This is a genomic window from Kordia sp. E (genome assembly GCF_056033805.1).
Window position 1 is genome coordinate 672553 of sequence record NZ_JBRASR010000003.1, and the last position, 25005, is coordinate 697557.

General features: G+C 32.6%; 31 protein-coding genes. 18 read left to right on the plus strand and 13 right to left on the minus strand.

Features of this window, described 5'->3' with window-relative positions; all coding sequences use genetic code 11:
- Nucleotides 1-54: 54 nt before the first annotated feature.
- Nucleotides 55-1398 (minus strand): adenylosuccinate lyase, encoded by a 1344-nt coding sequence (gene purB / locus ACUUYC_RS16145; RefSeq protein WP_474267546.1) that lies wholly within the window; start codon nt 1396-1398, stop codon nt 55-57.
- A gap of 83 nt (nt 1399-1481) precedes the next feature.
- Nucleotides 1482-2054, minus strand: a complete 573-nt coding sequence (locus ACUUYC_RS16150; RefSeq protein WP_474267548.1) for an adenylosuccinate lyase — start codon at nt 2052-2054, stop codon at nt 1482-1484.
- 36 nt (nt 2055-2090) lie between these two features.
- Here ACUUYC_RS16150 and ACUUYC_RS16155 point away from each other — a divergent pair, with 36 nt between their 5' ends.
- Nucleotides 2091-2567: a heme-binding domain-containing protein gene (locus tag ACUUYC_RS16155; protein ID WP_474267550.1), complete on the plus strand. Its 477-nt coding sequence runs from the start codon at nt 2091-2093 to the stop codon at nt 2565-2567.
- Nucleotides 2568-2688: 121 nt separating this feature from the next.
- Here the strand turns inward: ACUUYC_RS16155 and ACUUYC_RS16160 are convergent, their stop codons facing one another.
- Together ACUUYC_RS16160 and ACUUYC_RS16165 are read right to left on the minus strand one after the other, a co-directional pair.
- On the minus strand, nt 2689-3378 hold the full coding sequence (locus ACUUYC_RS16160; RefSeq protein ID WP_474267552.1) for an SIR2 family NAD-dependent protein deacylase: 690 nt from the start codon (nt 3376-3378) through the stop codon (nt 2689-2691).
- On the minus strand, nt 3360-4556 hold the full coding sequence (locus tag ACUUYC_RS16165; RefSeq protein WP_474267554.1) for a tetratricopeptide repeat protein: 1197 nt from the start codon (nt 4554-4556) through the stop codon (nt 3360-3362). The genes ACUUYC_RS16160 and ACUUYC_RS16165 overlap by 19 nt, the downstream gene beginning before the upstream one ends.
- A 99-nt stretch (nt 4557-4655) precedes the next feature.
- Between ACUUYC_RS16165 and ACUUYC_RS16170 the strand changes: the two genes are divergently transcribed.
- Entirely contained in the window at nt 4656-5315 is a 660-nt protein-coding gene (locus tag ACUUYC_RS16170) for a TrmH family RNA methyltransferase (protein ID WP_474267556.1), read from the plus strand.
- A gap of 4 nt (nt 5316-5319) precedes the next feature.
- Here the strand turns inward: ACUUYC_RS16170 and ACUUYC_RS16175 are convergent, their stop codons facing one another.
- A complete protein-coding gene (locus ACUUYC_RS16175; RefSeq protein ID WP_474267558.1) occupies nt 5320-5778 on the minus strand; it encodes a DUF1801 domain-containing protein in 459 nt (152 codons plus the stop codon).
- A gap of 210 nt (nt 5779-5988) precedes the next feature.
- Here ACUUYC_RS16175 and ACUUYC_RS16180 point away from each other — a divergent pair, with 210 nt between their 5' ends.
- Together ACUUYC_RS16180 and ACUUYC_RS16185 are read left to right on the plus strand one after the other, a co-directional pair.
- Nucleotides 5989-6522 carry an SRPBCC family protein gene (locus tag ACUUYC_RS16180; protein WP_474267560.1) on the plus strand — a complete coding sequence of 178 codons (534 nt, stop codon included), beginning with the start codon at nt 5989-5991 and terminating at the stop codon, nt 6520-6522.
- 6 nt (nt 6523-6528) lie between these two features.
- Entirely contained in the window at nt 6529-6894 is a 366-nt protein-coding gene (locus ACUUYC_RS16185) for a VOC family protein (RefSeq protein WP_474267562.1), read from the plus strand.
- A 6-nt stretch (nt 6895-6900) separates the two neighbouring features.
- Here the strand turns inward: ACUUYC_RS16185 and ACUUYC_RS16190 are convergent, their stop codons facing one another.
- Nucleotides 6901-8541 (minus strand): alpha-amylase family glycosyl hydrolase, encoded by a 1641-nt coding sequence (locus ACUUYC_RS16190; RefSeq protein WP_474267564.1) that lies wholly within the window; start codon nt 8539-8541, stop codon nt 6901-6903.
- Between the two features lie 501 nt (nt 8542-9042).
- Here ACUUYC_RS16190 and ACUUYC_RS16195 point away from each other — a divergent pair.
- The 3 genes from ACUUYC_RS16195 to ACUUYC_RS16205 all read left to right on the plus strand — a co-directional run bounded on the left by ACUUYC_RS16195 (nt 9043) and on the right by ACUUYC_RS16205 (nt 10251).
- A complete protein-coding gene (locus tag ACUUYC_RS16195; protein WP_474267566.1) occupies nt 9043-9381 on the plus strand; it encodes a TM2 domain-containing protein in 339 nt (112 codons plus the stop codon).
- A gap of 124 nt (nt 9382-9505) precedes the next feature.
- The gene (locus ACUUYC_RS16200) at nt 9506-9799 is read left to right on the plus strand and encodes a DUF2752 domain-containing protein (protein ID WP_474268509.1); all 294 of its coding nucleotides are present in this window, start codon (nt 9506-9508) and stop codon (nt 9797-9799) included.
- A complete protein-coding gene (locus ACUUYC_RS16205) occupies nt 9796-10251 on the plus strand; it encodes a magnetosome magnetite crystal formation protein family (RefSeq protein ID WP_474267568.1) in 456 nt (151 codons plus the stop codon). Before ACUUYC_RS16200 ends, ACUUYC_RS16205 begins: the two co-directional genes overlap by 4 nt.
- Nucleotides 10252-10316: 65 nt before the next feature.
- On the opposite strand, the gene ACUUYC_RS16210 is transcribed toward ACUUYC_RS16205, so the two are convergent.
- The 4 genes from ACUUYC_RS16210 to rlmH all read right to left on the minus strand — a co-directional run bounded on the left by ACUUYC_RS16210 (nt 10317) and on the right by rlmH (nt 14340).
- The gene (locus ACUUYC_RS16210; protein WP_474267571.1) at nt 10317-11099 is read right to left on the minus strand and encodes a carboxypeptidase-like regulatory domain-containing protein; all 783 of its coding nucleotides are present in this window, start codon (nt 11097-11099) and stop codon (nt 10317-10319) included.
- 113 nt (nt 11100-11212) lie between these two features.
- On the minus strand, nt 11213-13021 hold the full coding sequence (locus tag ACUUYC_RS16215) for a DEAD/DEAH box helicase (protein WP_474267573.1): 1809 nt from the start codon (nt 13019-13021) through the stop codon (nt 11213-11215).
- 250 nt (nt 13022-13271) lie between these two features.
- Nucleotides 13272-13856 (minus strand): non-canonical purine NTP diphosphatase, encoded by a 585-nt coding sequence (locus ACUUYC_RS16220; protein WP_474267575.1) that lies wholly within the window; start codon nt 13854-13856, stop codon nt 13272-13274.
- A 10-nt stretch (nt 13857-13866) separates the two neighbouring features.
- Nucleotides 13867-14340, minus strand: coding sequence for a 23S rRNA (pseudouridine(1915)-N(3))-methyltransferase RlmH (gene rlmH, locus ACUUYC_RS16225; RefSeq protein ID WP_474267577.1), 474 nt, complete (start codon nt 14338-14340; stop codon nt 13867-13869).
- A gap of 120 nt (nt 14341-14460) precedes the next feature.
- Between rlmH and ACUUYC_RS16230 the strand changes: the two genes are divergently transcribed.
- From ACUUYC_RS16230 to priA, 7 genes are all read left to right on the plus strand, one after another.
- The gene (locus ACUUYC_RS16230; protein WP_474267579.1) at nt 14461-14670 is read left to right on the plus strand and encodes a class I lanthipeptide; all 210 of its coding nucleotides are present in this window, start codon (nt 14461-14463) and stop codon (nt 14668-14670) included.
- A 137-nt stretch (nt 14671-14807) separates the two neighbouring features.
- Nucleotides 14808-15668, plus strand: a complete 861-nt coding sequence (gene nadC / locus ACUUYC_RS16235) for a carboxylating nicotinate-nucleotide diphosphorylase (protein ID WP_474267581.1) — start codon at nt 14808-14810, stop codon at nt 15666-15668.
- The gene (locus ACUUYC_RS16240; protein ID WP_474267583.1) at nt 15668-16618 is read left to right on the plus strand and encodes a YihY/virulence factor BrkB family protein; all 951 of its coding nucleotides are present in this window, start codon (nt 15668-15670) and stop codon (nt 16616-16618) included. Before nadC ends, ACUUYC_RS16240 begins: the two co-directional genes overlap by 1 nt.
- 67 nt (nt 16619-16685) lie before the next feature.
- Nucleotides 16686-17252 carry a chalcone isomerase family protein gene (locus ACUUYC_RS16245; protein WP_474267586.1) on the plus strand — a complete coding sequence of 189 codons (567 nt, stop codon included), beginning with the start codon at nt 16686-16688 and terminating at the stop codon, nt 17250-17252.
- Nucleotides 17253-17271: 19 nt separating this feature from the next.
- Nucleotides 17272-17703: a DUF2147 domain-containing protein gene (locus tag ACUUYC_RS16250; protein ID WP_474267589.1), complete on the plus strand. Its 432-nt coding sequence runs from the start codon at nt 17272-17274 to the stop codon at nt 17701-17703.
- Nucleotides 17704-17777: 74 nt separating this feature from the next.
- Nucleotides 17778-18845 (plus strand): hypothetical protein, encoded by a 1068-nt coding sequence (locus ACUUYC_RS16255; protein ID WP_474267591.1) that lies wholly within the window; start codon nt 17778-17780, stop codon nt 18843-18845.
- Nucleotides 18846-18880: 35 nt separating this feature from the next.
- Nucleotides 18881-21334 carry a replication restart helicase PriA gene (gene priA / locus ACUUYC_RS16260; RefSeq protein WP_474267593.1) on the plus strand — a complete coding sequence of 818 codons (2454 nt, stop codon included), beginning with the start codon at nt 18881-18883 and terminating at the stop codon, nt 21332-21334.
- A gap of 111 nt (nt 21335-21445) precedes the next feature.
- On the opposite strand, the gene ACUUYC_RS16265 is transcribed toward priA, so the two are convergent.
- Nucleotides 21446-22138: a LytR/AlgR family response regulator transcription factor gene (locus ACUUYC_RS16265; RefSeq protein WP_474267595.1), complete on the minus strand. Its 693-nt coding sequence runs from the start codon at nt 22136-22138 to the stop codon at nt 21446-21448.
- A 188-nt stretch (nt 22139-22326) separates the two neighbouring features.
- On the opposite strand from ACUUYC_RS16265, the gene rpsF reads away from it, so the two are divergent.
- The 4 genes from rpsF (at nt 22327) to ACUUYC_RS16285 (ending at nt 24032) form a co-directional block, all read left to right on the plus strand.
- The gene (gene rpsF / locus ACUUYC_RS16270; protein WP_298420285.1) at nt 22327-22665 is read left to right on the plus strand and encodes a 30S ribosomal protein S6; all 339 of its coding nucleotides are present in this window, start codon (nt 22327-22329) and stop codon (nt 22663-22665) included.
- A gap of 3 nt (nt 22666-22668) precedes the next feature.
- Nucleotides 22669-22968: a 30S ribosomal protein S18 gene (gene rpsR / locus ACUUYC_RS16275; protein WP_187563951.1), complete on the plus strand. Its 300-nt coding sequence runs from the start codon at nt 22669-22671 to the stop codon at nt 22966-22968.
- A 14-nt stretch (nt 22969-22982) separates the two neighbouring features.
- Nucleotides 22983-23435 carry a 50S ribosomal protein L9 gene (gene rplI, locus ACUUYC_RS16280; RefSeq protein WP_474267597.1) on the plus strand — a complete coding sequence of 151 codons (453 nt, stop codon included), beginning with the start codon at nt 22983-22985 and terminating at the stop codon, nt 23433-23435.
- Between the two features lie 126 nt (nt 23436-23561).
- Nucleotides 23562-24032 carry a DUF6495 family protein gene (locus ACUUYC_RS16285; protein ID WP_474267599.1) on the plus strand — a complete coding sequence of 157 codons (471 nt, stop codon included), beginning with the start codon at nt 23562-23564 and terminating at the stop codon, nt 24030-24032.
- 93 nt (nt 24033-24125) lie between these two features.
- Here the strand turns inward: ACUUYC_RS16285 and ACUUYC_RS16290 are convergent, their stop codons facing one another.
- Complete coding sequence (locus ACUUYC_RS16290) at nt 24126-24275, minus strand: hypothetical protein (RefSeq protein WP_474267601.1); 150 nt, start codon at nt 24273-24275, stop codon at nt 24126-24128.
- A 173-nt stretch (nt 24276-24448) separates the two neighbouring features.
- Entirely contained in the window at nt 24449-24895 is a 447-nt protein-coding gene (locus ACUUYC_RS16295; protein ID WP_474267603.1) for a hypothetical protein, read from the minus strand.
- Nucleotides 24896-25005: the final 110 nt, after the last annotated feature.

Sequence of the window (25005 nt, forward strand, 5' to 3'; positions counted from 1 at the left end):
CACAATTTATAACTTTGCAAAATTAATAAAAAATATTGGGAAACTAGCTTTTATTTATATTCCAGTGTAATTACTAGGGTTTATATTCTTTAATTCAGACTTTATAGCATCAGAAGTCTCCAAAGTATCTATAAAAGAAGCAATTGAGCTTTGAGTAATTTTCTCGTTAGTTCTCGTGAGTCCTTTTAAAGCTTCATACGGATTCGGATAACTTTCTCTTCGTAAAATAGTCTGAATTGCTTCCGCTACAACTGCCCAATTATCTTCTAAATCTTTTTCAAACTTTTCAGCATTCAATAATAATTTATTTAATCCCTTTAATGTAGATTGAAATCCAATAATAGTATGACCGAAAGGAACTCCTACGTTTCGTAAAACGGTAGAATCTGTTAAATCGCGTTGCAAACGTGAAATTGGAAGCTTTGCTGATAAATGTGTAAAAATTGCATTAGCAATTCCTAAATTTCCTTCACTATTTTCAAAATCAATAGGATTTACTTTATGTGGCATTGCAGACGATCCTACTTCACCAGCTTTAATTTTTTGTTTAAAGTAATCCATAGAAATGTACGTCCAAAAATCTCTATCTAAATCAATTAAAATCGTATTAATACGTTTCAATCCATCAAAAATTCCAGCTACATGATCATAATGTTCTATCTGTGTAGTTGGGAATGAATGATGCAATCCTAAGATTCGTTCTACAAAATCATTTCCAAACGCTTTCCAATCAATAGACGGATACGCAACTTTATGTGCGTTAAAGTTTCCTGTTGCTCCACCAAATTTTGCTGCATGTGGAATTCCTGAAATAGATTCAACTTGCGCTTCAATACGTGTAATAAAAACTTCAATTTCTTTCCCTAAACGCGTTGGAGAAGCTGGTTGTCCGTGTGTTCTTGCCAACATTGGAATGTTTGACCATTCTGCAGCTAATGCTTTCAATTTTTCCAAAACAGTCACCAACTCTGGAAGATAAACATCTTGTAAAGCTTCTTTAATAGAAAGTGGAATAGCAGTATTATTAATATCTTGAGACGTTAACCCGAAGTGAATAAACTCTTTATATTGTGAGATATTTAATTTGTCAAATTTCTCTTTAATAAAATACTCAACTGCTTTTACATCATGATTCGTTATTTTCTCAATGTCTTTGATTGCTTGTGCATCTTCAGCAGAAAAGTTTTCATAAATACTACGTAAATCGTCAAATAAAGAAGCATCAAAATTTTCCAATTGTGGCAAAGGCACATTGCACAAAGCAATAAAATATTCAATCTCAACCAAAACACGATATTTGATAAGAGATTCTTCACTAAAATAATTAGCTAATGAGATAGTTTTGTTACGATATCTTCCGTCAATGGGAGAAATTGCGTTAAGCGGAGTAAGCGTCATTGTCGTTGTGTTGTTGTTTTAAGCTGACAAATATACTTGTTCCGTTGTACGAAATAAAATTTATTACACTACATTTTAGTTACTTACTGTCGCAGTTTTTTAATACGTTTGATTAAATCGCGAGCCCTTGCTTTAAAAGCGGCACTTTGTAAAGCATAATCACGTTCCAAAATGATGATTAATTCTTCATGAATCCAATCAAATTCTTTTCCTAACAAAAATAATGAACGCATAGAATACGCTTTTACAGCTACTTTTTGATCACTAATCATCCAATCAAAGCAAGTTTCTGTAATTTTTTCACGATGTTGAAGTGTTAATTTCTCTTTTGTTTCATTTGGTGATTTATGATAATATGCTTCAATCAAATATTCAGCCACTTTAGCTATTGGACGAACGGCAGGATCTAAATGTACAGTTTGCATTTTTTCTGTGTAAATGTCCAAATGTGGAAGAATGGCATCTAACTGTTCACGTGCAACAAACTCAAACAACCATGCAGCTCTTGCCGAAATTTTATCATCAACAGTAAATACGACATCAAGCAAGGTTGGAAGCAATTCAAGATTGTTTAAAACGATGTTTGCATAGTAGTTTCGCTTTTCGCGAGAATGATTAACATAATTTAGCTCCGAATAGAGTTGTTCAAATGTCATACTTTTTATATTTTTAAACCAAATAAGAAGAACGAAATGAAGATACTTAAAAAAATAGCAGTTTTAGCATTATTTGCATTGATAATTTTACAATTTTTTGGACCCGAAAAAAATATAGGAAATGTAACTGATTTAGAACCTTTTATAACAGAAACAAATCCACCAGCTTCTGTGCAAAAAATATTAACAACAGCTTGTTATGATTGTCATTCAAGTAATACTCGTTATCCTTGGTATAGCAATATAGAACCAGTTTCATATTGGATGGACGGACATGTGAAGCATGGAAAGGATGAATTGAACTTTTCAGAATGGAGCACATATTCAACTAAAAGAAAAGATCATAAACTAGAAGAAATCATTGAAGAAGTAGAAGAAGGACACATGCCAATTTCCTCATACTTATGGACACATGGTGATGCAGAGCTTACAGAAGCACAAATTAAAGAATTAGAGGATTGGGTTACAAATGCTAGAGCTATATACGGAATAGGTAAGGAGCAAGCGCATTAAGTTTAGTATTGAGGAATTAGATTTTAGTATTGAGAAATAATAGAATTAGATACACTATTGTTTTTCAAATCAACAAAATCAATTATAAATATAAAATGCTAAATGTAAAACCATTTTTAAACTACTTCAATAATTCATTTACAACTTTTGGTATGCCGACAGAACCATTTTCAGCATGAACCGTCAAATTTTGATAAGATTTATTTGGCAGCGCTGGTTTTGGATCAATAAAATAAATTTTTGTGTTTTCCGGGACATAATCAATCAAGCTTGCAGCTGGATATACTTGCATGGAAGTTCCGATAATAATTAGTATATCTGCTTGAGCACATTCGGTAATAGCTGTTTCAATCATAGGAACAGCTTCGCCAAACCAAACAATATGTGGACGTAATTGTGCACCATTTTCACACAAATCACCTAAAACGATATCTTCTGTACATGTATACGTTTTATACGGTGTTTTTGTACTTCTCGATTTTATAAGTTCACCATGTAAGTGAATGATTTTTGAACTTCCTGCACGTTCGTGTAAGTTATCTACATTTTGTGTAATGATAGAAACCTCATACTTTTCTTCCAAATTTACCAATGCTTTGTGTCCTTCATTTGGATACACATCTTTCAATTGTCGTCTACGTTGATTGTAAAAATCGAGTACCAACGCTGGATTTTTTTCAAAACCAATTGGCGACGCAACTTCCATAATATCATGTCCTTCCCATAATCCATCGGCATCACGAAACGTTTTAATGCCACTTTCAGCGCTAATTCCTGCGCCAGTTAGTACAACTATTTTTTTTCTTTCCATTCTTTATAGTATTCAGAAGTTGGTATATTTTTTAATTCGTTTGCTTTAGCATCAATAAAATTGATCAAGTCTTGTTTTGTGTAAAAATCATTCGCAATAAAATCATCAAGCATTGCAACACATGCTTCAAACATTTTTGCTTCATCGTACATATATAACAAGTTTAATCGTGCAGCTTCAAAATCTGGATATTCTTGCATTGTTGCTTTATATGCTTTTTCTGCAGCTTCATAATCATTAAATTCCCAAGACAAATTTCCACGCATGTATTCAACAAATGTGTCACTTGTGGCAATTTCTAACGCATCTAGCGCAGCCATTGTTGCATTATAATCTTTCAACATTACATAATAATCAACCGCCATCAATTGTGTAGACGGATCATCGGGAAACTGTTTCAACAATTCATCTATTGCTTCCATATAATACACTTCACTAATGGCTGAAGCTACTTGAATTTTCATGATATAAATTACTTTTTGTTCTTTAATATCACCTTCTAAATTTGACAATAAATCGTATGCTTCTTTGAATTTTTCTTGCGCGATTAATTTCTGATAACTATAAAAAAATAAAATGTTATTCCTTCTATTTTCTTTCCTATCAATACCATCCATATATGTTTTTGGTAAATTAATTAGGTACAACTGTTTGATGGTATCACTTAAATATTCTCCAGTTGTATAAATATATATATCTTCTATTTTAAACTTTTCAGCTACATAATTCAATTGATAATCATGATAATTGAGTCCGTCATTGTCTGAATAAGTTCTGAATAGCAAATGATATTTTTTTTCGAGCTCATCGTAATAATAATTTACCACATCATACGAAGCTTTCTTTTCGATGCTTTGTATAATCTTCACAGGGAAAATATCAAACTTCTTCAAAAAACCGTTTTTAAATGCTTCATTAAATGCTTGAATATCTTTATTTTTCAGAGATTCTTCATCATTCATAAGTATTTTATCTGCAAAAGACGCTGAATCAAAATGTTCTAAGAAAAACTTTTTATCAAGCTTATAGAGAGATGTTTGCAGCGTATTTGCAAAAGCAAATACTTTCGCATCATTGATTGTATCATTTACGGCAAAATTAACGGAAAATTCTTCGGTATGTTGTGCAAAAGAAGTCGTCATACAGAGTATGAGACACAATAATGCATGGTATTTCATTCGGCAATAATTTTTAAGGTTAAATTAATGAATTTACTTAGACTACTCAAATGTTTTCTACTATTTTGCTCGAATATGTTTTTATGATAGTTTTGCAGAATGATTGATAAAGATTTATTGGAACATTTAGAAGGATATCTTACCGAACGTAGAAGAGGTTTGTTTACAAAAGTATTAGCAGAACGCACACGACATTTTACGGTTGCTGTAGAAGATGTTTATCAATTACATAATACAAGTGCTGTATTGCGAAGTTGTGATGTTTTTGGTTTACAAGATGTACATGTTGTTGAAGCGCAATTGGGTAAAAAAATGGACAGGGAAATTGCTATGGGCGCGCAAAAATGGGTTGATATTCACCGTTATAATAATACGCAAGCATGTATTGATACCTTAAAAAGTCAGGGATACCGAATTATAGCTACAACACCACATGAAGATTCTCAATATATACATGAATTTGATGTTACACAAAAAGCCGCATTCTTCTTTGGAAAAGAAACAGAAGGTTTAAGTGAAGAAGTATTAGCGCAAGCTGATGAGTTTTTAAAAATTCCAATGGTTGGTTTTACGGAAAGTTTAAACATTTCAGTTTCAGCAGCGATTACAATTCAACATGCAACAAATACACTTCGAAACTCTGAAATTCCTTGGAAACTAACCGAAGAAGAAATTCTAGAAAAACGATTTGATTGGTGTAAAAAAACAATCAAAAGTATTGACGATATTATAAAACGGTACGAAGAAAATAATGCTTAAAAAACTATTTCTTTTTTACATTTGCTTCATATAAATCAATCCAATCTTGTGGAGACATTTTTGTTACCAATTCTGTAATCAAATCATACGGAATGTCATCCATTTTTTTGAAACGAATACAACTTTTCCCCATGTCTAACTTGCGTTTACAGTGTTTTGGGTATTCTCCAACAAACCATTCCATTAATTCAGGGTTTGCATAAATTCCCATGTGGTATAAGGCAACAAAATTCTTTTGTGAAGCAATATTCATAAATGGTAACGGAAGTTTAGTATCACAATGATATCCAGCTGGGTAAATTTCATGAGGCACTACATATGCAGGCATACCGTAGCCTAACCGTTCTGAAAATCCTTCAGGGAGATTTTCTAAAATAATAGCTCTCATTTTTTCTAATATAACTTTTCGTTCTTCAGGGAGTTGAGCAATATAATCATCAACGGAGTTTGCTTCGTATTTCATACTGTTAGGTTTTTAAGTATTTAAAATTAATAATTTTTTGGTAATGACCTAATTTAAAAAACAACAAGGATTCTTTTAATATAATTTGAATACTAGAAATAAAAACTTAATTTTAGAATATACTTACTGTTGCAAGTCGTTGTTTTATAGTTTTTTATGCTGATTTTTGACTGAATATGTGAAGTAGAAAAACCAAAAAAACCATTCATTATGCTTATTGTATTGTACATTTTAATAGGATTAATTGTTTTAATTATTCTTTTAGGAATGATAGCTCCCAAGAATTTTTCTGTTTCTAGAGATATAATTGTAAAAAGACCATTAGCGGAAACTTTCGCGTTCATGAAATCTATCAAGAATCAAGATCATTGGTCGCCTTGGAAAAAGAAAGATCCAAATATGAAACAATCGTATGAAGGAACAGATGGAGAAGTTGGTTTCATTGCACGATGGGAAGGAAATAAAGATGTAGGAATGGGCGAGCAGGAAATTCTGAAAATTGTTGAGAACGAAAAAGTAATTTCTAAACTACGTTTTTTTAAACCGTGGAAATCTGAGTCAGATGCGTATTTAAGTACTGAATTTGTGAATGATACGGAAACTAGAGTTACTTGGGGATTTTCGGGTAAAAACAAATTCCCTTTCAGCATTTTCATGTTATTCATGAATATGGATAAAGCAGTAGGAAAAGATTTTGAAGAAGGATTAGTAGATTTAAAAACATATTTAGAAAATAAAAAATAGATTATTATGATTGCATGGTTTGAAATTCCTGTCATAGACATGGATCGCGCTCAAAAATTTTATGAGACAGTTTTTAAAGTTTCCATTAAAGTACAAAGTTTTGGAAGCGTCTTATACGGTTGGTTTCCACCAAAACCAGCTCCTGAAAATTGTACAGGTGCGTTGATACAACAAGAATCGTACATTCCAAGTAAAACCGACGGATCATTGGTATATTTTGCATCTGAAGACGTTGCAAATGAGTTAGCGATTATTTCTGATGCTGGTGGAACTATTGTACAAGGAAAAACACAAATTTCTCCTGAAACTGGCTATATGGCAGTTTTTATTGATACAGAGGGAAATAGAGTGGCTTTGTTTTCAAAACCATAACTAGTTTTATTGATGTAAAAGTACAATAGTAAATTCAGAGTCAATTGATACTTTTCCGTCTTCAACTTTTGCTGTTTTTCCAGAATAATGATCGGTTACAGTTGCACCATTTTCAAACTGACTGGCAACTGTAATTTCTTTGATTCCTTTTGCTAAATCTAACCCAACAACAACAGTATCATCTTTGTAATTTCTTGCAAAAGCATATGGACTGTTTGATAACATTTTGTGTGTTCCAGCGCCAACTGCAGGATGCGCTTTTCTAAACGTTCCTAATTTTCGCCAATGTGTTAGTAAAGCTTTCGTTTCAGGATTGTTGATTGTTTCCCAATTCATAAACGAACGTAAGGTAGCATCACCATTTGTACCTTCAATGCGTAATGAACGCTGCGTTTCATCACCATAATAGATTTGTGAAATCCCTGGTGTTAATAATAGTTTTGTTGCAGATTCATAGGTTTTAGTTCGATCTTTATCAAAAGGATGTCCATCATCATGTGAACTAATATAATTCATAATACTTTTTCCTTTTAAATCATTTTGAAGTACTTGGTTGTACTTAGAAAAAATACTTTCATAATCTTGATTTGCATCACTTCTAAATTGAAAGTTGATCAAATTATCAAACCCATTTGCATAATAATCTACCTTTTTATCACCAAAATCGTAGAAACGTTTTTGTGAAATTCCATATCCATAGAGTTCACCTAACATGAAAAACTCATTATCGTCTAAAACAGCTTCTGGATTTGTTTTTTTCCAATCAGCAAAAGCAATCTTAGCATGCTCATTTAATGCATTCCAAGCTTCTTCTTCTACATGTTTTACGGTGTCAACTCTATATCCATCAACGCCATATTCACGGACATAATCCGTTAACCATTTAATGATATAGTTTTTTGGATTTCTTGCTAGACCAGTATTTTGGAAAAATTCGTCTAACTCTTTTGTTTCTTGCTCATAACGTCCTTCAGCTTTCCATTTTGTAACTAAAGGCGTTGGCAAATCAGAAGCTTCCTCACGATTGGTTAATACATCTGGAAGGTTTTCTACCAATGTACAATTTACCGCAGTATCATAGTTTTGATAGCTACAACCAGGTTCAGTACGAACCCAATTATTGTCCCAAACAGGATCTTTTTCAGTAACTGGACCTGTATGATTCAAGACAACATCCATTAAAACTCGAATTCCATGTTCGTGTGCAGTATCTATTAATTCTTTAAAGTCTGCGGCTGTTCCAAAATTGGCATCAAAATTTGTCCAATCTTTTGTCCAATACCCATGAAAAGCGTAGGTGTTTCCTGTTCCTTCGTCTGTGCTATCATGAATTTGTTCTAATACTGGAGAAAACCAGATTGCATTTATGCCTAATTTATCAAAGTATCCTTCTTTTATTTTTTGTGTAATTCCTGCCATATCACCACCCATGAAACCACGCAATTTTGCAGGTTCATTTGTTCTATTATATACAACATCATTTGCTTTATTTCCATTATGAAAACGATCCGTAAGCATAAAATATACATTGGCAGCTTCCCATACAAATGGTTGTTCTTTTGAGGTCGTTTTTGTAGCTTCAGATGAGTTAGATTTGCATCCGAAAATAAATAGAGATAAAACAAATAATACAAATAATGGCTTCATACTTTGGTGTTAATTAAGTTTTGAACTACTGCAATATAAGCGTTACAATAGTATTTTCATATTCAGAAATTGAGATTCAATTAAAAAACAAAAACTACAACGATTGCGTACCAAATTTTTAACAAAAAAATAGAATTTCAGGTGTGTATTAAGCTCAGTTGTAATGTGAAATTGTATCTAATATTTCTGCTTTTGATAGTGTATAAAGTTTTCTTAGGATTAAAAACCTTATTATTAATTTTGATTTTGATGAAGATTATTATAGTTTTATTGGCGACTAACACCATAAAGATTAGAATAATTCATCTACAAGATTTGATTTCCATTTTTTGGTGTTATCGTTATGTTTAGAAACTTGTATTTGCATACAAACCCTTTACAGTTCCCAAACAAAATTTATAGTATTAACAGCCAAAATGGAGACTTGACTTCATTATAAAAAAAACGGGGCGAAGCCAAAAAGCCATATGAGTAGGATAAATAATAATTAAATAACTAACAATGGAAGCACAAAAAGTCGACATGTTCATTATGACAAACGGAAAATTTTTCGAAGGTCATCAAATTAACGCTATTAGAGAAAAACTACTTACACTTGATGAATCAAAATGGGCGATGTTATCAACTATTCAATTCAAAGATCCTACAACTACACTTATCGTTTCAATCCTAGCGGGTAACTTAGGTATAGACAGATTTATGATTGGAGATACTGGGCTTGGAGTTGGTAAACTTTTAACTTGTGGTGGAATGGGAATTTGGGCTATCATTGACTGGTTCATGATTCAAGGAGCTACAAGAGAAAAGAATTTACAAAAAATTCAACAGTTTTTAAATTAAAACAGCACTCAACAGGAATAAGCTATATGTATTATTATTTATAGCTTGTATAACAGGGTATATTTGGCTTTATTATAATATTTCTACTACTACGGTAGAAAGCAACTCTGTTGGAGTTTGTTTTATAAAAAATATTACAAGTATACCTTGTCCATCCTGTGGAACTACGCGTTCAATTATTTCACTAACAAATGGTAATCTTAGTGAAGCTATACTAATAAATCCAATAGGTCTTATTGTTGGGATTATTATGTTTGTTGCTCCACTTTGGATTGTTATAGATGTATTGACGAAAAGAAGTTCTTTGTTTAACTTCTATAAAAAAGTAGAAACGTATTTAAAAAAAACAAAATATGCAATACCATTGATTACGCTTGTAATCATTAATTGGATTTGGAATATCACAAAAGGATTATGATAGAGGAAAAGAAATTTAGTTACGAACCTGAAGAATACGAAGCAGAATCAGCATCAAATAGCTATTTAATTTCTTTAGTCGTCATTGTAGTCGGACTTCCGATACCAATAGCAACACTTATTGCTACAGTCATATTTTATCTTGCCAATAGAAAATCTACCTATTTTGTTCGTTGGCATTGTACGCAAGCATTATTATCACAGCTATCTATGTTTTTTATAAATAGTTTTGGTTTCTGGTGGACAGTCTCAGTGATTTATAGTGATGGAATATTCACTCGAAATCATATTATTTATTTAATTGTCATGCTTACTTTTAACTTAATAGAGTTTGTGGCAACAATCTATACAGCTATCCAAACAAGAAAAGGAATTCATGTTGAATGGTTATTTTATGGAGCTTTAACAAATGAATTTTGTAAATCAAAAGATCACAAAAAAACTATTATCTAAGTAGTTTTAGTAAGGTTTGATTGATGTATCTAAGTAATGCGTAGGAATGAAATAGCACAGATAAATTACTTCTTTTTTTGTCTGCTTAAGATTTTATATTCTTCATAACAATCATTAATTGCATCTAAGATTTGAAGGTCGTTTGCAGTTGTAATAAACGTTTTTGAATAGTTACATAATGATAGAATTTCATCAATATCAACACGTTCTACTTGCAATAATTCACGCAACATTTGACGGTCGAACTTTGAAGCTAGTAAGTTTCTAATTTCATCATCTTCCTTCATTTGACGCAGTTTACGCATCTGTGATTGCTTTTTTCCAAACAAGTTCTGTAAGAAGTCACCAGGATTAAAAATAGCTCCTAAAACCGTCGAAATTGCACCTGGTGCATTTCCTCCAGCTTCATAACCAGATGAAAGTCCGGCAATACGATAACGGTAATTTGGTCGAATAGGAACATTTTTTGCATCAATATCTAAATATCCAGTCAATTGATAAGGAGTAAGCACTACTTTTTCTAAAGCGTATGCAAGTTCAGTCAATCGAATTGTTGAAGAACCTTTATACTTTAACATATCATTTGTAACACGAACTTTAATCGATTTAAAACCAAGAAATGAAAAGAATAGCATATCATCTGCTTTTGCAGTCAATTCAAATTCTCCCTTTTCATTTGTAATAACACCTTTAATAGTTGTTAAGTTTACAACATGCACATTTGGCATTGGCTTGTCATCTGCGTCATTGATAACTTTTGCGTACAACTTCACCTCCTTTTTAACTGACTGTGCAGTAATAGAGGAAATGGTTAAAAATAAGAGTAGAAAAGTAAATGCCTTTTTCATGTATGCAATGTTTAAAAATAGCCAACTTGACTAAATTTTATATAAAAATACTAAACAAAACTAAAAAAAGCGCGCCGTAGCGCACTTTTTACTTAATATTAACAATATTATTGTTATTTTCTTCTTGATCTTCCTCTGAATCCGCCACTGCTTTCGCTTCCGCCGCTTCTTCTACGTCTTCCTCCATCAGATGAACCAGAACCTTCGCTTCTGCGATCTCTTCTTCTTCGGTCTCCACCGCCGCTTCCGCCGCCATCTCTACGACGTCTGCGATCTCCACCGCCGCCGCCAGAACGTCTACGGTTTCCACCGCCACCGCCAGTGTTGGTTGATTCTTCAACATTAACAAAACGTCCGTCAACTTTGAAATCTGTAAAGTGTGCTAAAACTTTTTCTCTTTTATCTACATCAGTATTAAAGAAAGAAAAACTTTCTTTTACATCAACTTTGTATACATCATCACGTCCTAAATCTAAAGTTTCTTTTAAGAAATCCTTTAAACGCATCCAATCATATCCATCTTTTTCACCAACGTTGATGAAGTAACGTGTACTGTGTTCATTACTTCTTCCACGTGAAGAACTCTCTTCGCTATTTCCTTTCGGTTGATTTAAATCACGTTTTTTATTATAGTAATTGAAGAATCTGTTAAATTCAACAGAAACCATACGCTTTATTAATTCTTCCTTTGTAGTATCTTCGAAAATTTCACTGATAGAAGGTAAAAACTTTTCTACTTCTTCGTTTACTTCTGTATTGTGAATTTTATTTGCTAAGTGAAATAATTGAACTTGACATATTTCAATTCCAGTTGGAATGGCTTTTTGTTCAAATTTCTTTTGAATTTTACGTTCAATCGATTTGATTTTACGCATTTCACTTTTCGTAACAATTACCATAGAAACTCCTGATTTCCCAGCTCTACCAGTACGACCACTTCGGTGTGTATAGGTTTCTACTTCGTCAGGAAGTTGATAGTTAATTACGTGTGTTATGTTGTCTACATCAATACCACGAGCTGCAACATCAGTTGCAACTAACATTTGTATTTGACGTGTACGGAATGATTTCATCACTAAATCACGTTGATTCTGGCTTAAATCACCATGAATCGCTGCTGCGTTGTAACCATCTTCAATTAATTTTTCAGCAACACTTTGTGTATCACGTTTTGTTCTACAAAAAACTACTGAGAATATTTCAGGGTTTGCATCTGCTAAACGTTTTAATGCTAAATAACGATCTCTTCCGCTTACTGCGTAAAATTCGTGACTTACAGTATCGGTTCCAGAGTTACGTGACCCAACTGTAATTTCTTGTGGCGAATGCATAAACTTCTTAGCAATCGTAGATACTTCTCTAGGCATCGTTGCAGAGAATAACCAAGTGCTTTTATCATCTGGTGTATGCGATAAAATTGCTGTAATGTCTTCAAAGAATCCCATGTTCAACATTTCATCAGCTTCATCTAGGATACAATATTCTATTTTAGAGATATCTACCAAACGACGATTGATCATATCTTGCATACGTCCAGGTGTTGCCACAACAATTTGTGCACCTTTCTTTACTTGTCTTGCTTGATCTGTAATACTTGCTCCACCATAAATAGCAACAACATTAATGTTTTCGTATTTAGAGTAGTTTTTTAATTCGTTTGTAATTTGTAAACACAATTCACGTGTAGGAGAAAGAATTAATCCTTGTGTTGTTCTACTATTTGGGTCAATTTTTTGAATTAACGGGAAACCAAATGCGGCAGTTTTACCAGTTCCTGTTTGTGCTAATGCTACAATATCAGTGTCTTCGTTAAGTAAAATTGGAATTGCTTTTTCTTGTACTTCACTAGGCGTTTCAAAGCCCATGTCCTGAATTGCACGCAAAAGCGAGTCTTGAAGACCTAATTCTTCAAATTTTGTCATAATGTAATTTATAAAGGTTCGTACAGCTACTTGCTGTCTTGAGAAGTTACATGGAGCGCACGACCTAATAAAATACCTTGACGCTGCATAACTTCATCCCGCTCTGGGATTTCAAGCGGCAAAGGTAGTGTTTTATTTTTATATATTGCTGTGTAAGCATAATAAACTGATTCGCAATAAGTTCGTTATGTATTTTGTTGTGAATCAGGTAATTGTTTTATGTTAGGTAATCAGGTTTAAAATTTTTGAATTAGCTTTTTTGCTTCTTGTTCAAAAAATCAATCAATTTTTGTACTGCTTTCCCACGATGTCCCACACGATTTTTTTCTGCTAGTGAAATTTGAGCAAACGTTTCTTTAAATCCATTTGCCATAAATATAGGATCATAGCCAAAACCTTTTTCACCTCTTTTCTCTTCAATAATTGTTCCTTCACAAATGCCTTCAAATGTATGTTGTTTACCATTTAGGATAAGTGCTACAACTGTTTTAAAATGTGCAGACCGATCAGTTTCATCTTGAAGTTCATTCAATAATTTATTCATATTATCGTCAGCATTTCGTTGCGAACCTGCATAACGCGCCGAAAAAACACCTGGTTCACCATTCAATGCATTCACTTCCAAACCTGTGTCATCAGCAAAACAATCGTAACCGTAATGCTCTTTCACATATTGAGCTTTCTGAATTGCGTTTCCTTTAATTGTAGGCTGTGTTTCTGGAATATCTTCTTCACAACCAATATCTTTTAGGCTTAAAATTGTAACATCTTTAGGAAGTAACGATTGTACTTCTTTTACTTTATTTGGGTTATTGGTGGCAAATACGAGTTTCATAAGTATAATTTTATCGATGATGATACGGTTCATTTCTCAAAATAGTAAAGGCTCTGTAAATTTGTTCTACCACAAATAGTCGTACCATTTGATGTGAAAATGTCATTTTTGATAAGGAAACTTTTCCTTGCGCTTTCGCGTAAACGGACTCAGAAAAACCATATGGTCCGCCAATTACAAATACTAAGGTCTTAATGCCAGAATTCATTTTTTTTTGCAAATAGCTTGAAAATTCTACGGAAGTAAACTGTTTTCCATTTTCATCTAACAAAACCAATACATCAGTAGGAGAGAGCTTCTTTAAAATTAATTCACCTTCTTTCTCTTTTTGTTGTGATTCGCTAAGATTTTTAGTGTTCTTAATATCAGGAATAATATCTAACTCAAACTTTACATAATGTGATAAACGTTTTAGGTACTGATCAATCAATTGCAATAACTGTTTATCATCTGTTCGGCCAATGGCGAGCAATCTTACATTCATACTGTAAAAGTAAAATAAATTATGGTGATGTTTTATAAAATGTCATAAGTTTCATTTTTTATGATTGAACAGACAGTGTATTTTTAAGTTAAAATTTATTAACCATTAAAATTTAAAATCATGAAAAAAAAGAATCAAATTGGTAAACTAAGTTTAGCTAAAAAAACAATTGGAAACTTATCAGCATTACAAGGTGGAAGACCACCAGGAAGTCATAATTGTCAAGTTGCTGATCCGCAACCAATAACTATTGAAACAATTTGTTGGACAGAGTCCAGAGATATTGGCTCAAACTGTTGGTGCTCTTCAGATGATAGTTTTCATTGCTAAAAAATAAATTTTTAATCAGGAAAAGCATCATACAAACATGTATGATGCTTTTTTATTTCCAATAATTATCCGTTTCAATTTTGAAATACAATTTAAACGTTGCAATTTTGGTATAAATACTATCTTATTTATAAAAAATGATTTCAGAAACGCAATTTCAAAAAGAATTAGAATTAATAATCGCAAATGCTATCCGTGAAGATGTTGGAGATGGCGATCACAGTTCACTTGCTTGTATTCCTGCAACTACAATAGGAAAAGCAAAACTATTGGTAAAAGATGAAGGCATTATTGCAGGAATTGAATTTGCAAAAATGGTGTTCAATTATGTAGATCCTGAAATGGAGGTAGAAACACTTATTGAAGATGGAGCTACTGTAAAATATGGCGACATTGCTTTTTACGTTACAGGAAAATCGCAATCCATCCTAAAAGCAGAACGTTTAGTGCTTAATGCGATGCAACGTATGAGTGCTATTGCTACCAAAACAAATATGTTTGTAGAATTGCTAGAAGGAACAGGAACTAAAATTCTCGATACACGTAAAACAACACCAGGAATTAGAGCGCTTGAAAAATGGGCGGTAAAAATTGGTGGCGGAGTAAATCATCGCTTTGCGTTATATGATATGATTATGCTAAAAGACAATCATATTGATTTCTGTGGTGGAATTACACAAGCAATTACACAAACAAAAGCATATCTAAAAGAAAATAATCGCGATTTAAAAATAATTGTCGAAGCACGCGATTTAAAAGAAATAGAAGAAATTCTTCAAACGGAAGGTGTCTATAGAATATTGATTGACAACTTTAACTATGAAGATACGCGAAAAGCCGTAAAATTAATTGGCGATAAATGCCTAACAGAATCTTCAGGAGGAATTAACGAAAAAACTATTCGTGATTACGCACTTTGTGGTGTAGATTATATCTCTTCAGGTGCGTTAACACATTCTGTATACAACTTAGATCTAAGTCTAAAAGCCGTTGAATAATGTCTAAAGACATCGAAGATAAATTAGCCAAAATCCCGCTGCTAAACATTTTAGTAGTATTGCTCAAGAAAATAAAACTTCCTGGGTTAGAAGGCTTGTCTATCTACGATTTAATCGAAATGTATATTGTCGGAATTGCCAATGGAACATTAGGTTCTCGGGCAGGCGCAATTGCATTTAGTTTCTTTATGGCAATATTTCCATCGTTACTATTTTTATTGAACTTACTACCATACGTTCCAATTGAAAATTTTCAGGCAGATTTTATAAGCACAATCACATCGTTCTTGCCTGATGAAACAGCAAGTTTTTTTAATGAAATCATTGTAGATATTGTGAAAAATAAACGTGGAGGATTACTTTCTTCAACCTTCTTATTATCAATATTTTTAATGGCAAATGGTGTCAGTGCTATCTTTGCAGGATTTGAAAACTCATACCACATTCAAAAAAGAAGAAGCTTTTTCAAGCAATATGCTTTTGCTTTAAGTGTTGGATTAATCTTGGCATTGTTATTGATTTTTACCATTGTGGTATTAGGATATGTAGAAATATATGTCATTCCATACATAAGTGATTTAGCAGGAAAAACAACTGGTATTCAAGTTGCAAGTGGTAACGAAACAGCTATTAACATTGCGAAATTTCTGTTTATTATTTTGATGGTCTACATTGGAACTGCAATTCTATATCATTTTGGAACGTATCAAGGGCGAAGAGCAAAATTTTTCTCTCCAGGCGTTTTATTAACAACAGTACTAATTGTATTGACATCGTATTTGTTCGGAATTTATATTTCAAACTTTTCTCAATACAATGAATTATATGGTTCTATTGGAGCGTTGTTAATTCTAATGATGTATATATGGTTGAATGCTAATATATTACTCTTAGGGTTTGAGTTAAATGCGTCTTTAGATATGTTAAAAATGAATAAGCAGGTAGACTAATTTATTATGTTTGCATAATAAAAAGTACTATATTACAACACGAAATTATAAATAAACCCAATATAAAATGAAAAAGACAATTTATGCGTTAATCGCTTTTCTAATCGTAGGTATGAGTGCTTCATATGCACAAATAGAAATTGGTGCAGCGACACTTCCTGAGACAGTAAATTTTGAAGGTCAAGAGCTTGTATACAATGGCGCAGGAGTTAGAAAGAAAGCTTGGTTTAAATTATATTCTGGAGGATTATACCTAAAGCAGAAATCAAGTGATGCGAAAGATATCATGGAGGCTGATGAATCAATGGCGATAAAATTACACATTACATCACGCTTAATTTCTAGTAAAAAAATGATCAATGCTGTAAATGAAGGTTTTGAAAATGCAACAGGTGGAAATGTAGCCCCAATTTCAACAGAAATAGAAAAATTTAAAGGTTTTTTTAGTGATGAAATTAATGACGGAGACATCTTTGATATTGCATACATTAATGGAACTGGTGTAGTAGTTTATAAAAACGGAACTAAAAAAGGAACAATTTCAGGATTGAAATTTAAAAAAGCATTATTTGGAATCTGGTTATCAGACAAGCCAGCAGATAAAAAGCTGAAAAAAGGAATGTTAGGTAACTAGTTTAAGTGCAGTTGTATTAATGAAAAATATACTTTATATAATTACAACCATAGTGTTTTTGAGCTTTCAGGCTGCATTTGCGCAAAGCATAGAAGGCAAATGGAAAACCATTGACGACAAAACAGGAGAAGCAAAATCGATTGTAGAAATCTATCAGAAAGATGGAAAAATCTACGGAAAAGTGATTGAAATTCTAAACCCTGCAAAACGTGATGGTTTATGTGAAAAATGTAAAGGTGATCGAAAAAATAAGCCAGTTTTAGGAATGGTAATCATCAATGGACTTACCAAAGATGATAATGAATATGAAGGAGGAAAAGTTCTTGATCCAGAAAAAGGAAAAGAATATAAATGTAGACTTTGGCTAGATACTGACGACTCTAATAAACTATATGTGCGTGGTTATGTGGCATTTCTATACAGAACACAAAATTGGTATCGTGTGCAATAACACACATATATAAAAACACAAAAACCACTCTCAAAAAGAGTGGTTTTTTTAGTTAAAGTAATTACTTTTGAAATATGATTTTTCGTAAACAAATAATCGTTTTGGTATGTTGTGTAGCTTTTGTTAATCTATCAATTGGACAAGAAATACCATCAACTGAAAAAGAACTTGAAGAATTACCGCAAGAAGAAATAGAAGCAGATCCTAGATATAAGGCTAGTGATAAAAAGAAGAAAGCAAAAAGACAACCTTCTTCATTTAATACGTTTCAATATGAATTTGTGCAAAATGGAAATGAAGTACAATTCATAACGATAAAAAATAAAGCAAAAAAAGCTGAAGAAACCATTGAGGTTATCCCTGTTGATAAAGTTGAAGATTTAGATATTGTATCCTATAATTTTGGCTATGAATATCACAAAACAAAATCACACAAAAATGATGTAGAACGTCATTATCATGAAAACTATATCGTTTTTAAGAATAGAAGAAAATTTGGTTTAGTGCTTGGTAGAGAGGTTATTCCTGCAAAATATGATAGTATTGGAAAACCATACTTGTTGCGTGGAGAGCAACCAATGATGTTGGTGGCTAAGAAAAAGCGCGGAAACTATATATGGGGAATCGTAAAGTCAGATGGTAGCTTTTTGCTGCCTATGGAATACGACGAAATCATTGTTCCATTTGAAATGGATGTCACTGTAAATTCTTCTGGGAGTAATAGAAAAAATAGTAACGGACCTATGAATGGTATAATTCCGCCTGGATTATTAACTGATGGTTTATATCACAATCATAAAATAATGGTTCGTAAAAAAGACAAATATGGTTTGTACAACGCAAATGGAGAACAAGAACTGGAAGCGATATATGATAAAATAGAAGTTGATGGCTCTTTTGGAGTATATACATTGCAAAAAGGTGATGAATTAGGATTTCTTATAGCAGAATATAAAAAAATAGGAGTATGGGGAATGAACGTGCTTACGGTAAAGAATACGAAAGTAGATAAGTACTTAAAAGTTTTTCCAACAAAAGACTATCAAATATTTATTAAAGACAAACAAGTTTATATTAAATATGATTCTGGAATCATCAGTAGAATAAATCATCATACACTTATGAAAATGATCGAAGAATAGTGCTTCTTTTTATAGAAAGTATTTACCTTTGAAAAATGGCTTATTTCATTGATGTCATATTACCAATTCCGCTTCAACGACTATTTACGTATAGTATAACCGAAGCAGAAGCACAATTTCTACAACAAGGAATGCGTGTCGCTGTTCCGTTTGGGAAAAGCAAAGTATATTCCGCTTTGGTGTATAAGATTCATCAAATTGCTCCTGAAGTATACGAAGCAAAAGAAATTCAACAAATTTTAGACGAACACCCAATTGTTACCAAACAACAATTGCAGCATTGGCAATGGATTTCAGATTACTACATGTCTAGTTTGGGCGAAGTATTTCGTTCGGCTGTTCCAAGTGCTTTTCTATTAGAAAGTGAAACAATAATTTCTAAAAATGAAAACTCTGAGATAAATGAAAATGAATTAAAAGATGATGAGTTTCTAATCTTTGAAGCCTTGCAGCATCAATCATTATTGAAGATTCAGGAAATAAGTAGTATTCTTGAGAAGAAGAATGTGTTACCAGTTTTAAAGCGGTTAATTGACAAAGAAGTAATTCAGGTATACGAAGAAATTTACGAGCAATACAAACCAAAATTAGTTCGCTACGTAAAGCTTCATGAAACATACACAAAGGAAGAAAATCTACAAACACTACTTGAAACATTAAGCAGAGCAAAAAAACAACGTGAAGTCATTCTTACATTATTTTCACTTTCGGCTACGACCAAAAAGCCAATTACAGTCAAGGAATTAAGTAAGCAAAGCAAAGCAAGTTCTGCAATTATAAAAACGTTGGTTAATAAAGAAATTCTTGAGGAATACTACATTCAAAAAGATAGAGTAGAGTATAATGGCGATGAAACGGAAGCTTCTAAAGAACTCAATGAATATCAAGTGGAAGCGTATGAAACCATCAAATCAGCCTTTAAAACGCAAGATGTTTGTTTGTTATACGGAATCACATCTTCTGGAAAAACGGAAGTCTATGTAAAGTTGATTGAAGAAATTATACAAACTGGAAAACAAGTATTATATCTGTTGCCAGAAATTGCATTAACAACACAATTAATCTCGCGATTACAGCAATATTTTGGCGAAAAAGTTGCCATCTACCATTCCAAATATTCAGTTCATGAACGTGTTGAGGTTTGGAACAATGTGTTGGAAAATAAGCCGAAAGCTCAAATTGTGTTAGGTGCGCGGTCTTCGTTATTTTTACCATTTTCAAACTTAGGTTTAATCATAGTGGATGAAGAGCATGAAACATCTTTCAAACAATTTGATCCAGCACCACGATATCACGCACGTGATGCGGCAATTGTATTGGCAAAAATGCATCAAGGAAAAATAATACTAGGTTCGGCTACACCAAGTATAGAAAGTTATCACAATGCGAAAACAAATAAATATGCCATCGCGACGATTACACGGCGTTATGGAAATGTTTTATTGCCAGATATGGAATTAGTCGATATCAAGGAAAAGCATCGTAAAAAACGTATGAAAGGTCATTTTTCTGACCGTTTGCTAGAAGAAATGGAAGAAACGCTTGAAAATGGCGAACAGATAATTCTATTTCAAAACAGGCGTGGTTATGCGCCAATTATTGAATGTAATACATGTGGACATTCGCCACAATGTCCCAATTGTGATGTAAGTTTAACGTTTCATCATTACAAAAATCAATTGCGTTGTCACTATTGTAGTCATCACATTGCCATGCAGCATCAATGTTTGGCGTGTGGAAGTACTGAATTAGATTCAAAAGGTTTTGGAACGCAGCAAATAGAAGAGGAATTAAAAGAACTAATGCCCGAAGTAAAAATTGGGCGAATGGATTTAGATACAACACGTGGGAAATACGGATATCAAAAAATCATTTCTGCGTTTGAGCAACAAGAAATTCAAGTCTTAGTAGGAACGCAAATGCTGACAAAAGGATTGGATTTTAGAAATGTGAATTTGGTTGGAATCATGAATGCAGATAGCATGTTGAATTTCCCTGATTTTAGAGCACATGAACGTAGTTTTCAGCTCATTCAGCAAGTTGCCGGTAGAGCCGGAAGAACAAAAAAGCGTGGAAAAGTAATTGTGCAAACGTATAATCCGTATCATCAAATACTGCAACAAGTTTCGGTTGGAAATTATGAAGAAATGTTTAAAGATCAACTCAATGATCGACGACAATTTCATTATCCGCCTTTCTATAGATTAATTAAAATTACACTCAAACACAAAGAATACAATCGTGTCAATGAAAGTGCGGCTTGGTTTGCAAAATCGCTTCGTAATAGTTTTGGAGAAAACGTATTGGGACCAGAATTCCCCGCAATTGCTAGAATTCGAAATCTATACTTGAAACATATTTTATTGAAAATACCAAAGCAACAATCGTTGGCAAAGACAAAAGATGTGATCAATCGTATAAAGAATAGTTTTTCTTCAATAGCAAACTATAGAAGTGTACGTGTGATTATTGATGTGGATACAGTTTAAAGTGGTATAAGGAAGTGAATGACTTAATATTAAGTTAAAAAAAACGTCACTTCGAGTGATTTTCAGAAAGAATAGTATCGAGAAGTAATTAAGAAATAGTATTTAGATCTTCTAAATATTAGAAAGTGCTTCAGAAAGTTCTACTTTCTTATTTCTACTTAATGGAATTAATTGACCTGAAATTTCAACATTCTTACTATTAAAACGATCAACTTTGTCCAAATTCACGATGTAGGATTTGTGAATTCGTAAAAATTTATTCTCAGGTAACTGCTTTTCAAAAGCTTTCATGGTAGACAAAACAACAATATTGCTATCATCAGTAACTAACTTTACATAATCACCTAATGCTTCAATCCATTTTATACTGTTTAAAATAACCTTACGCTTCTTCAAATTACTTTTCACGAAAATATGATCATCATCTTCGGCACTTTTTCCACCATAATTAGATTTATCAAGCGCACGCGAAATGGCTTTGTCAAAACGATCTTTCGTTAAAGGTTTGTGTAAGAAGTCAGTAACATCATAGTTAAATGCCTTAAAAGCATATTCAGTTTTTCCAGTAACCATGATTACTTGTGGTGGATTTTTTAAAGACTCTAGCAAGTCAAATCCATTTAAAACAGGCATTTCAATATCCAAAAAGATTAAATCGACATTGTTCGTTTTCAGTCCATTCTTTGCCTCTATAGCATTGCTGTACTCAGCAATGAGGTTCAAAGATGGATGGTTTAGCGTCAACTTCGCCACAGCCATGCGCTGTATAGAAGAATCATCTACGATAATACAGTTAAGCTTCATATGTTAAAAGCGATTTTATCAAATTTGGGTACATGCAATGTTATAAAAAATAAATCAAAGTCGCAACAAAATCGCGGTTTTATTACGGATTTTATTACATATTTGCACAAAAAAAAGATTGTTTTTTATTTGCATTCAAATTATAAAACAGTAAATTTGCGCTCATTTTTAATTAAAAAATAGTATTTATGAATCATTATGAAACTGTTTTCATTTTAAATCCCGTTTTATCTGAAACTCAGATAAAGGAAACAGTAAAGAAATTTGAAGATTTCGTTGTTTCTAGAGGTGGAAAAATGATTTCAAAGGAAGATTGGGGACTAAAAAAGTTAGCTTACCCAATTCAGCACAAAAAAAGTGGTTTCTATCACTTATTCGAATTCCAAGCACCAGGAGAAGTTATTACTCCTTATGAGCTAGAATTTAGACGTGACGAGCGTATCATGCGTTATTTAACTGTAAGGTTAGACAAACATGCTATTGCTTGGGCAGAGAAAAGAAGAAATAGAAAAACCGCTAAATCTTAAGAAATTATGTCGTCAATAGAACAACAAGCAAAAGGAAAAAAGGAAGGTGAAATTAGATATTTAACTCCTTTAAACATAGAGACTACGAAGGCAAAGAAATATTGCCGTTTCAAGAAATCTGGTATCAAGTATATCGATTATAAAGATCCAGACTTCTTAATCAAATTCGTAAACGAACAAGGTAAATTATTACCACGTCGTTTAACAGGAACTTCATTAAAATATCAACGAAAAGTGTCTGTAGCTGTAAAAAGAGCACGTCACTTAGCATTAATGCCATATGTTGGCGATATGTTAAAATAAAATAGAGACACATTATGGAACTTATTTTAAGACAAGACGTTGAAAATTTAGGATTTAAAGATGACGTCGTAACTGTAAAAAACGGATACGGAAGAAACTACTTAATTCCTCAAGGATTTGCAACGTTAGCAACAAGTTCAGCTAAAAAAGTTTTGGCAGAGAACTTGAAACAAAAAGCATACAAAGAAGAGAAATTAGTTGGTGAGGCTAACGCAGTTGCGAAAGCATTGTTAGACTTAGAAATTAAGATTACTGCAAAAACAGGTGTTGGAACTAAACTTTTCGGATCTGTAAACAATATTAACTTAGTTGAAGCACTTGAAAAAGCTGGTCATTCACTTGATAGAAAATTTATCAAGGTTATCGGTGGAAGTGTTAAAAGAACTGGTAAATACGAAGCGAAAGTAAGATTACACAGAAGTGTAGTTGTAGACTTACCATTCGAAGTTATTGCAGAAGCAAAATAAAACAAACAAATATCGTTTGTGTAAAGCCACTCAATTTTGAGTGGCTTTTTTTATGGGAAATAATGTAATAGTTGTAAATTTGCACGCTCATTTGCAAAACAGCAAGCACTTTTAGTTTAGAATATCATGAAATACGCAAGACTTACAAAAGAACAATTAGAAGAATTACACCAAGAATTTATCAACTTTTTAGCAACACAGTCCATCACAGCAGATGAATGGAGCAAGTTGAAAACTGAAAAGCCAGCAGTTGCTGAACAAGAAGTTGATGTATTTAGTGATTTAGTTTGGGAAGGTGTATTGACGCAAGCTGCCTATTTAGAAAATATTTCGGCGCAACATTTATATTTATTTCACTTAGGTGAAAATGAAATGAAATTAATTGCTGTCAAAGTGCTTCAAGAAGGTATTGATATTACAACAAAAGAAGGGTTTGCATGGTTACGTGATAACTATTCTACGGAAGAAGTGGAAATTTTAACAGCAAATAAAGCGTATTCAGAAGATCGTAATGCGGATAAATTTGCATTAGTGCAACAAGGTTCAAACATTACCAAAGGTCAGTTATTTCAATGGTTTGAAGCAATGATGGCGTAAGCGATTTACAATTTTAGATGTATGATTTTTCTAAAATGTCAATTCGAACACAGTTGATAATTTTGAAAACATAGGGTGTATTTCAGTAAAAAATCATTTTCGTTCTTTACCGAATCTATCCATTTTACAGCCACAGTTTTTACAGGTATTTCCGCCCCATAAAATTTCTTTCCAACCTTTTGGTTTTCGAATTCGAGGTTGCTCCTCGTGGCATTTTGGGCAATTGATTGGTTTGAGATTCATGATTGATAATTCTTAACGAGAACAAGTTAGAAAAAAATAAGTTATTCCATAAAAGTAAATAACCTAAATTCTTTCTTCAATATTTTAGAACTAAGCATTCAAATAAAAATAATAATAGAAAAAGAGTTTCTTATTTAAGAAACTCTTTTTTAATAGTAGGTTGAAAAATGTAGTTATTCAGTATATGCACCAATGTACCATTTTGATCCATCCCAAGCATATTCTTTTTGTACATTGTCTTGGTTGTATGCATATACTCTGATGTGCACTTGTCCATCTTTATCGTACCATGAAGCTGCTTGTGGAGTTGAACTTCCTTGATATTGATTGCTTAATGCTCCTGAGTACCATTTGTCTTTATCCCAACAAAATTCCATAATTTTACCATTGGTACCAACGGCATATACTCTAATATGAATCTGCCCGCTTTTATCTAGCCATGAAGTTGCTCCAGCACCAGAAATTGCATCAAACTGATTTGTTAGGTTACCATCGTACCATTTGTTACTATCCCAACATCTTTCTAATAGTTTTCCATTTGATTGTTGTAAACTGTAAACTCTAAGGTGAATTTGTCCGTTGTTGTCAAGCCAAGAAGTGGCTCCAATTGTGTTTCCCATAAGATTAGTTTTTTATGATTAATAATATTGTAAAACTAGTTTATGTGATTGTTATATTTACGAGTGTTAATACTTAATTCCTACATTAGGTATTTACTAGGACTACAAAA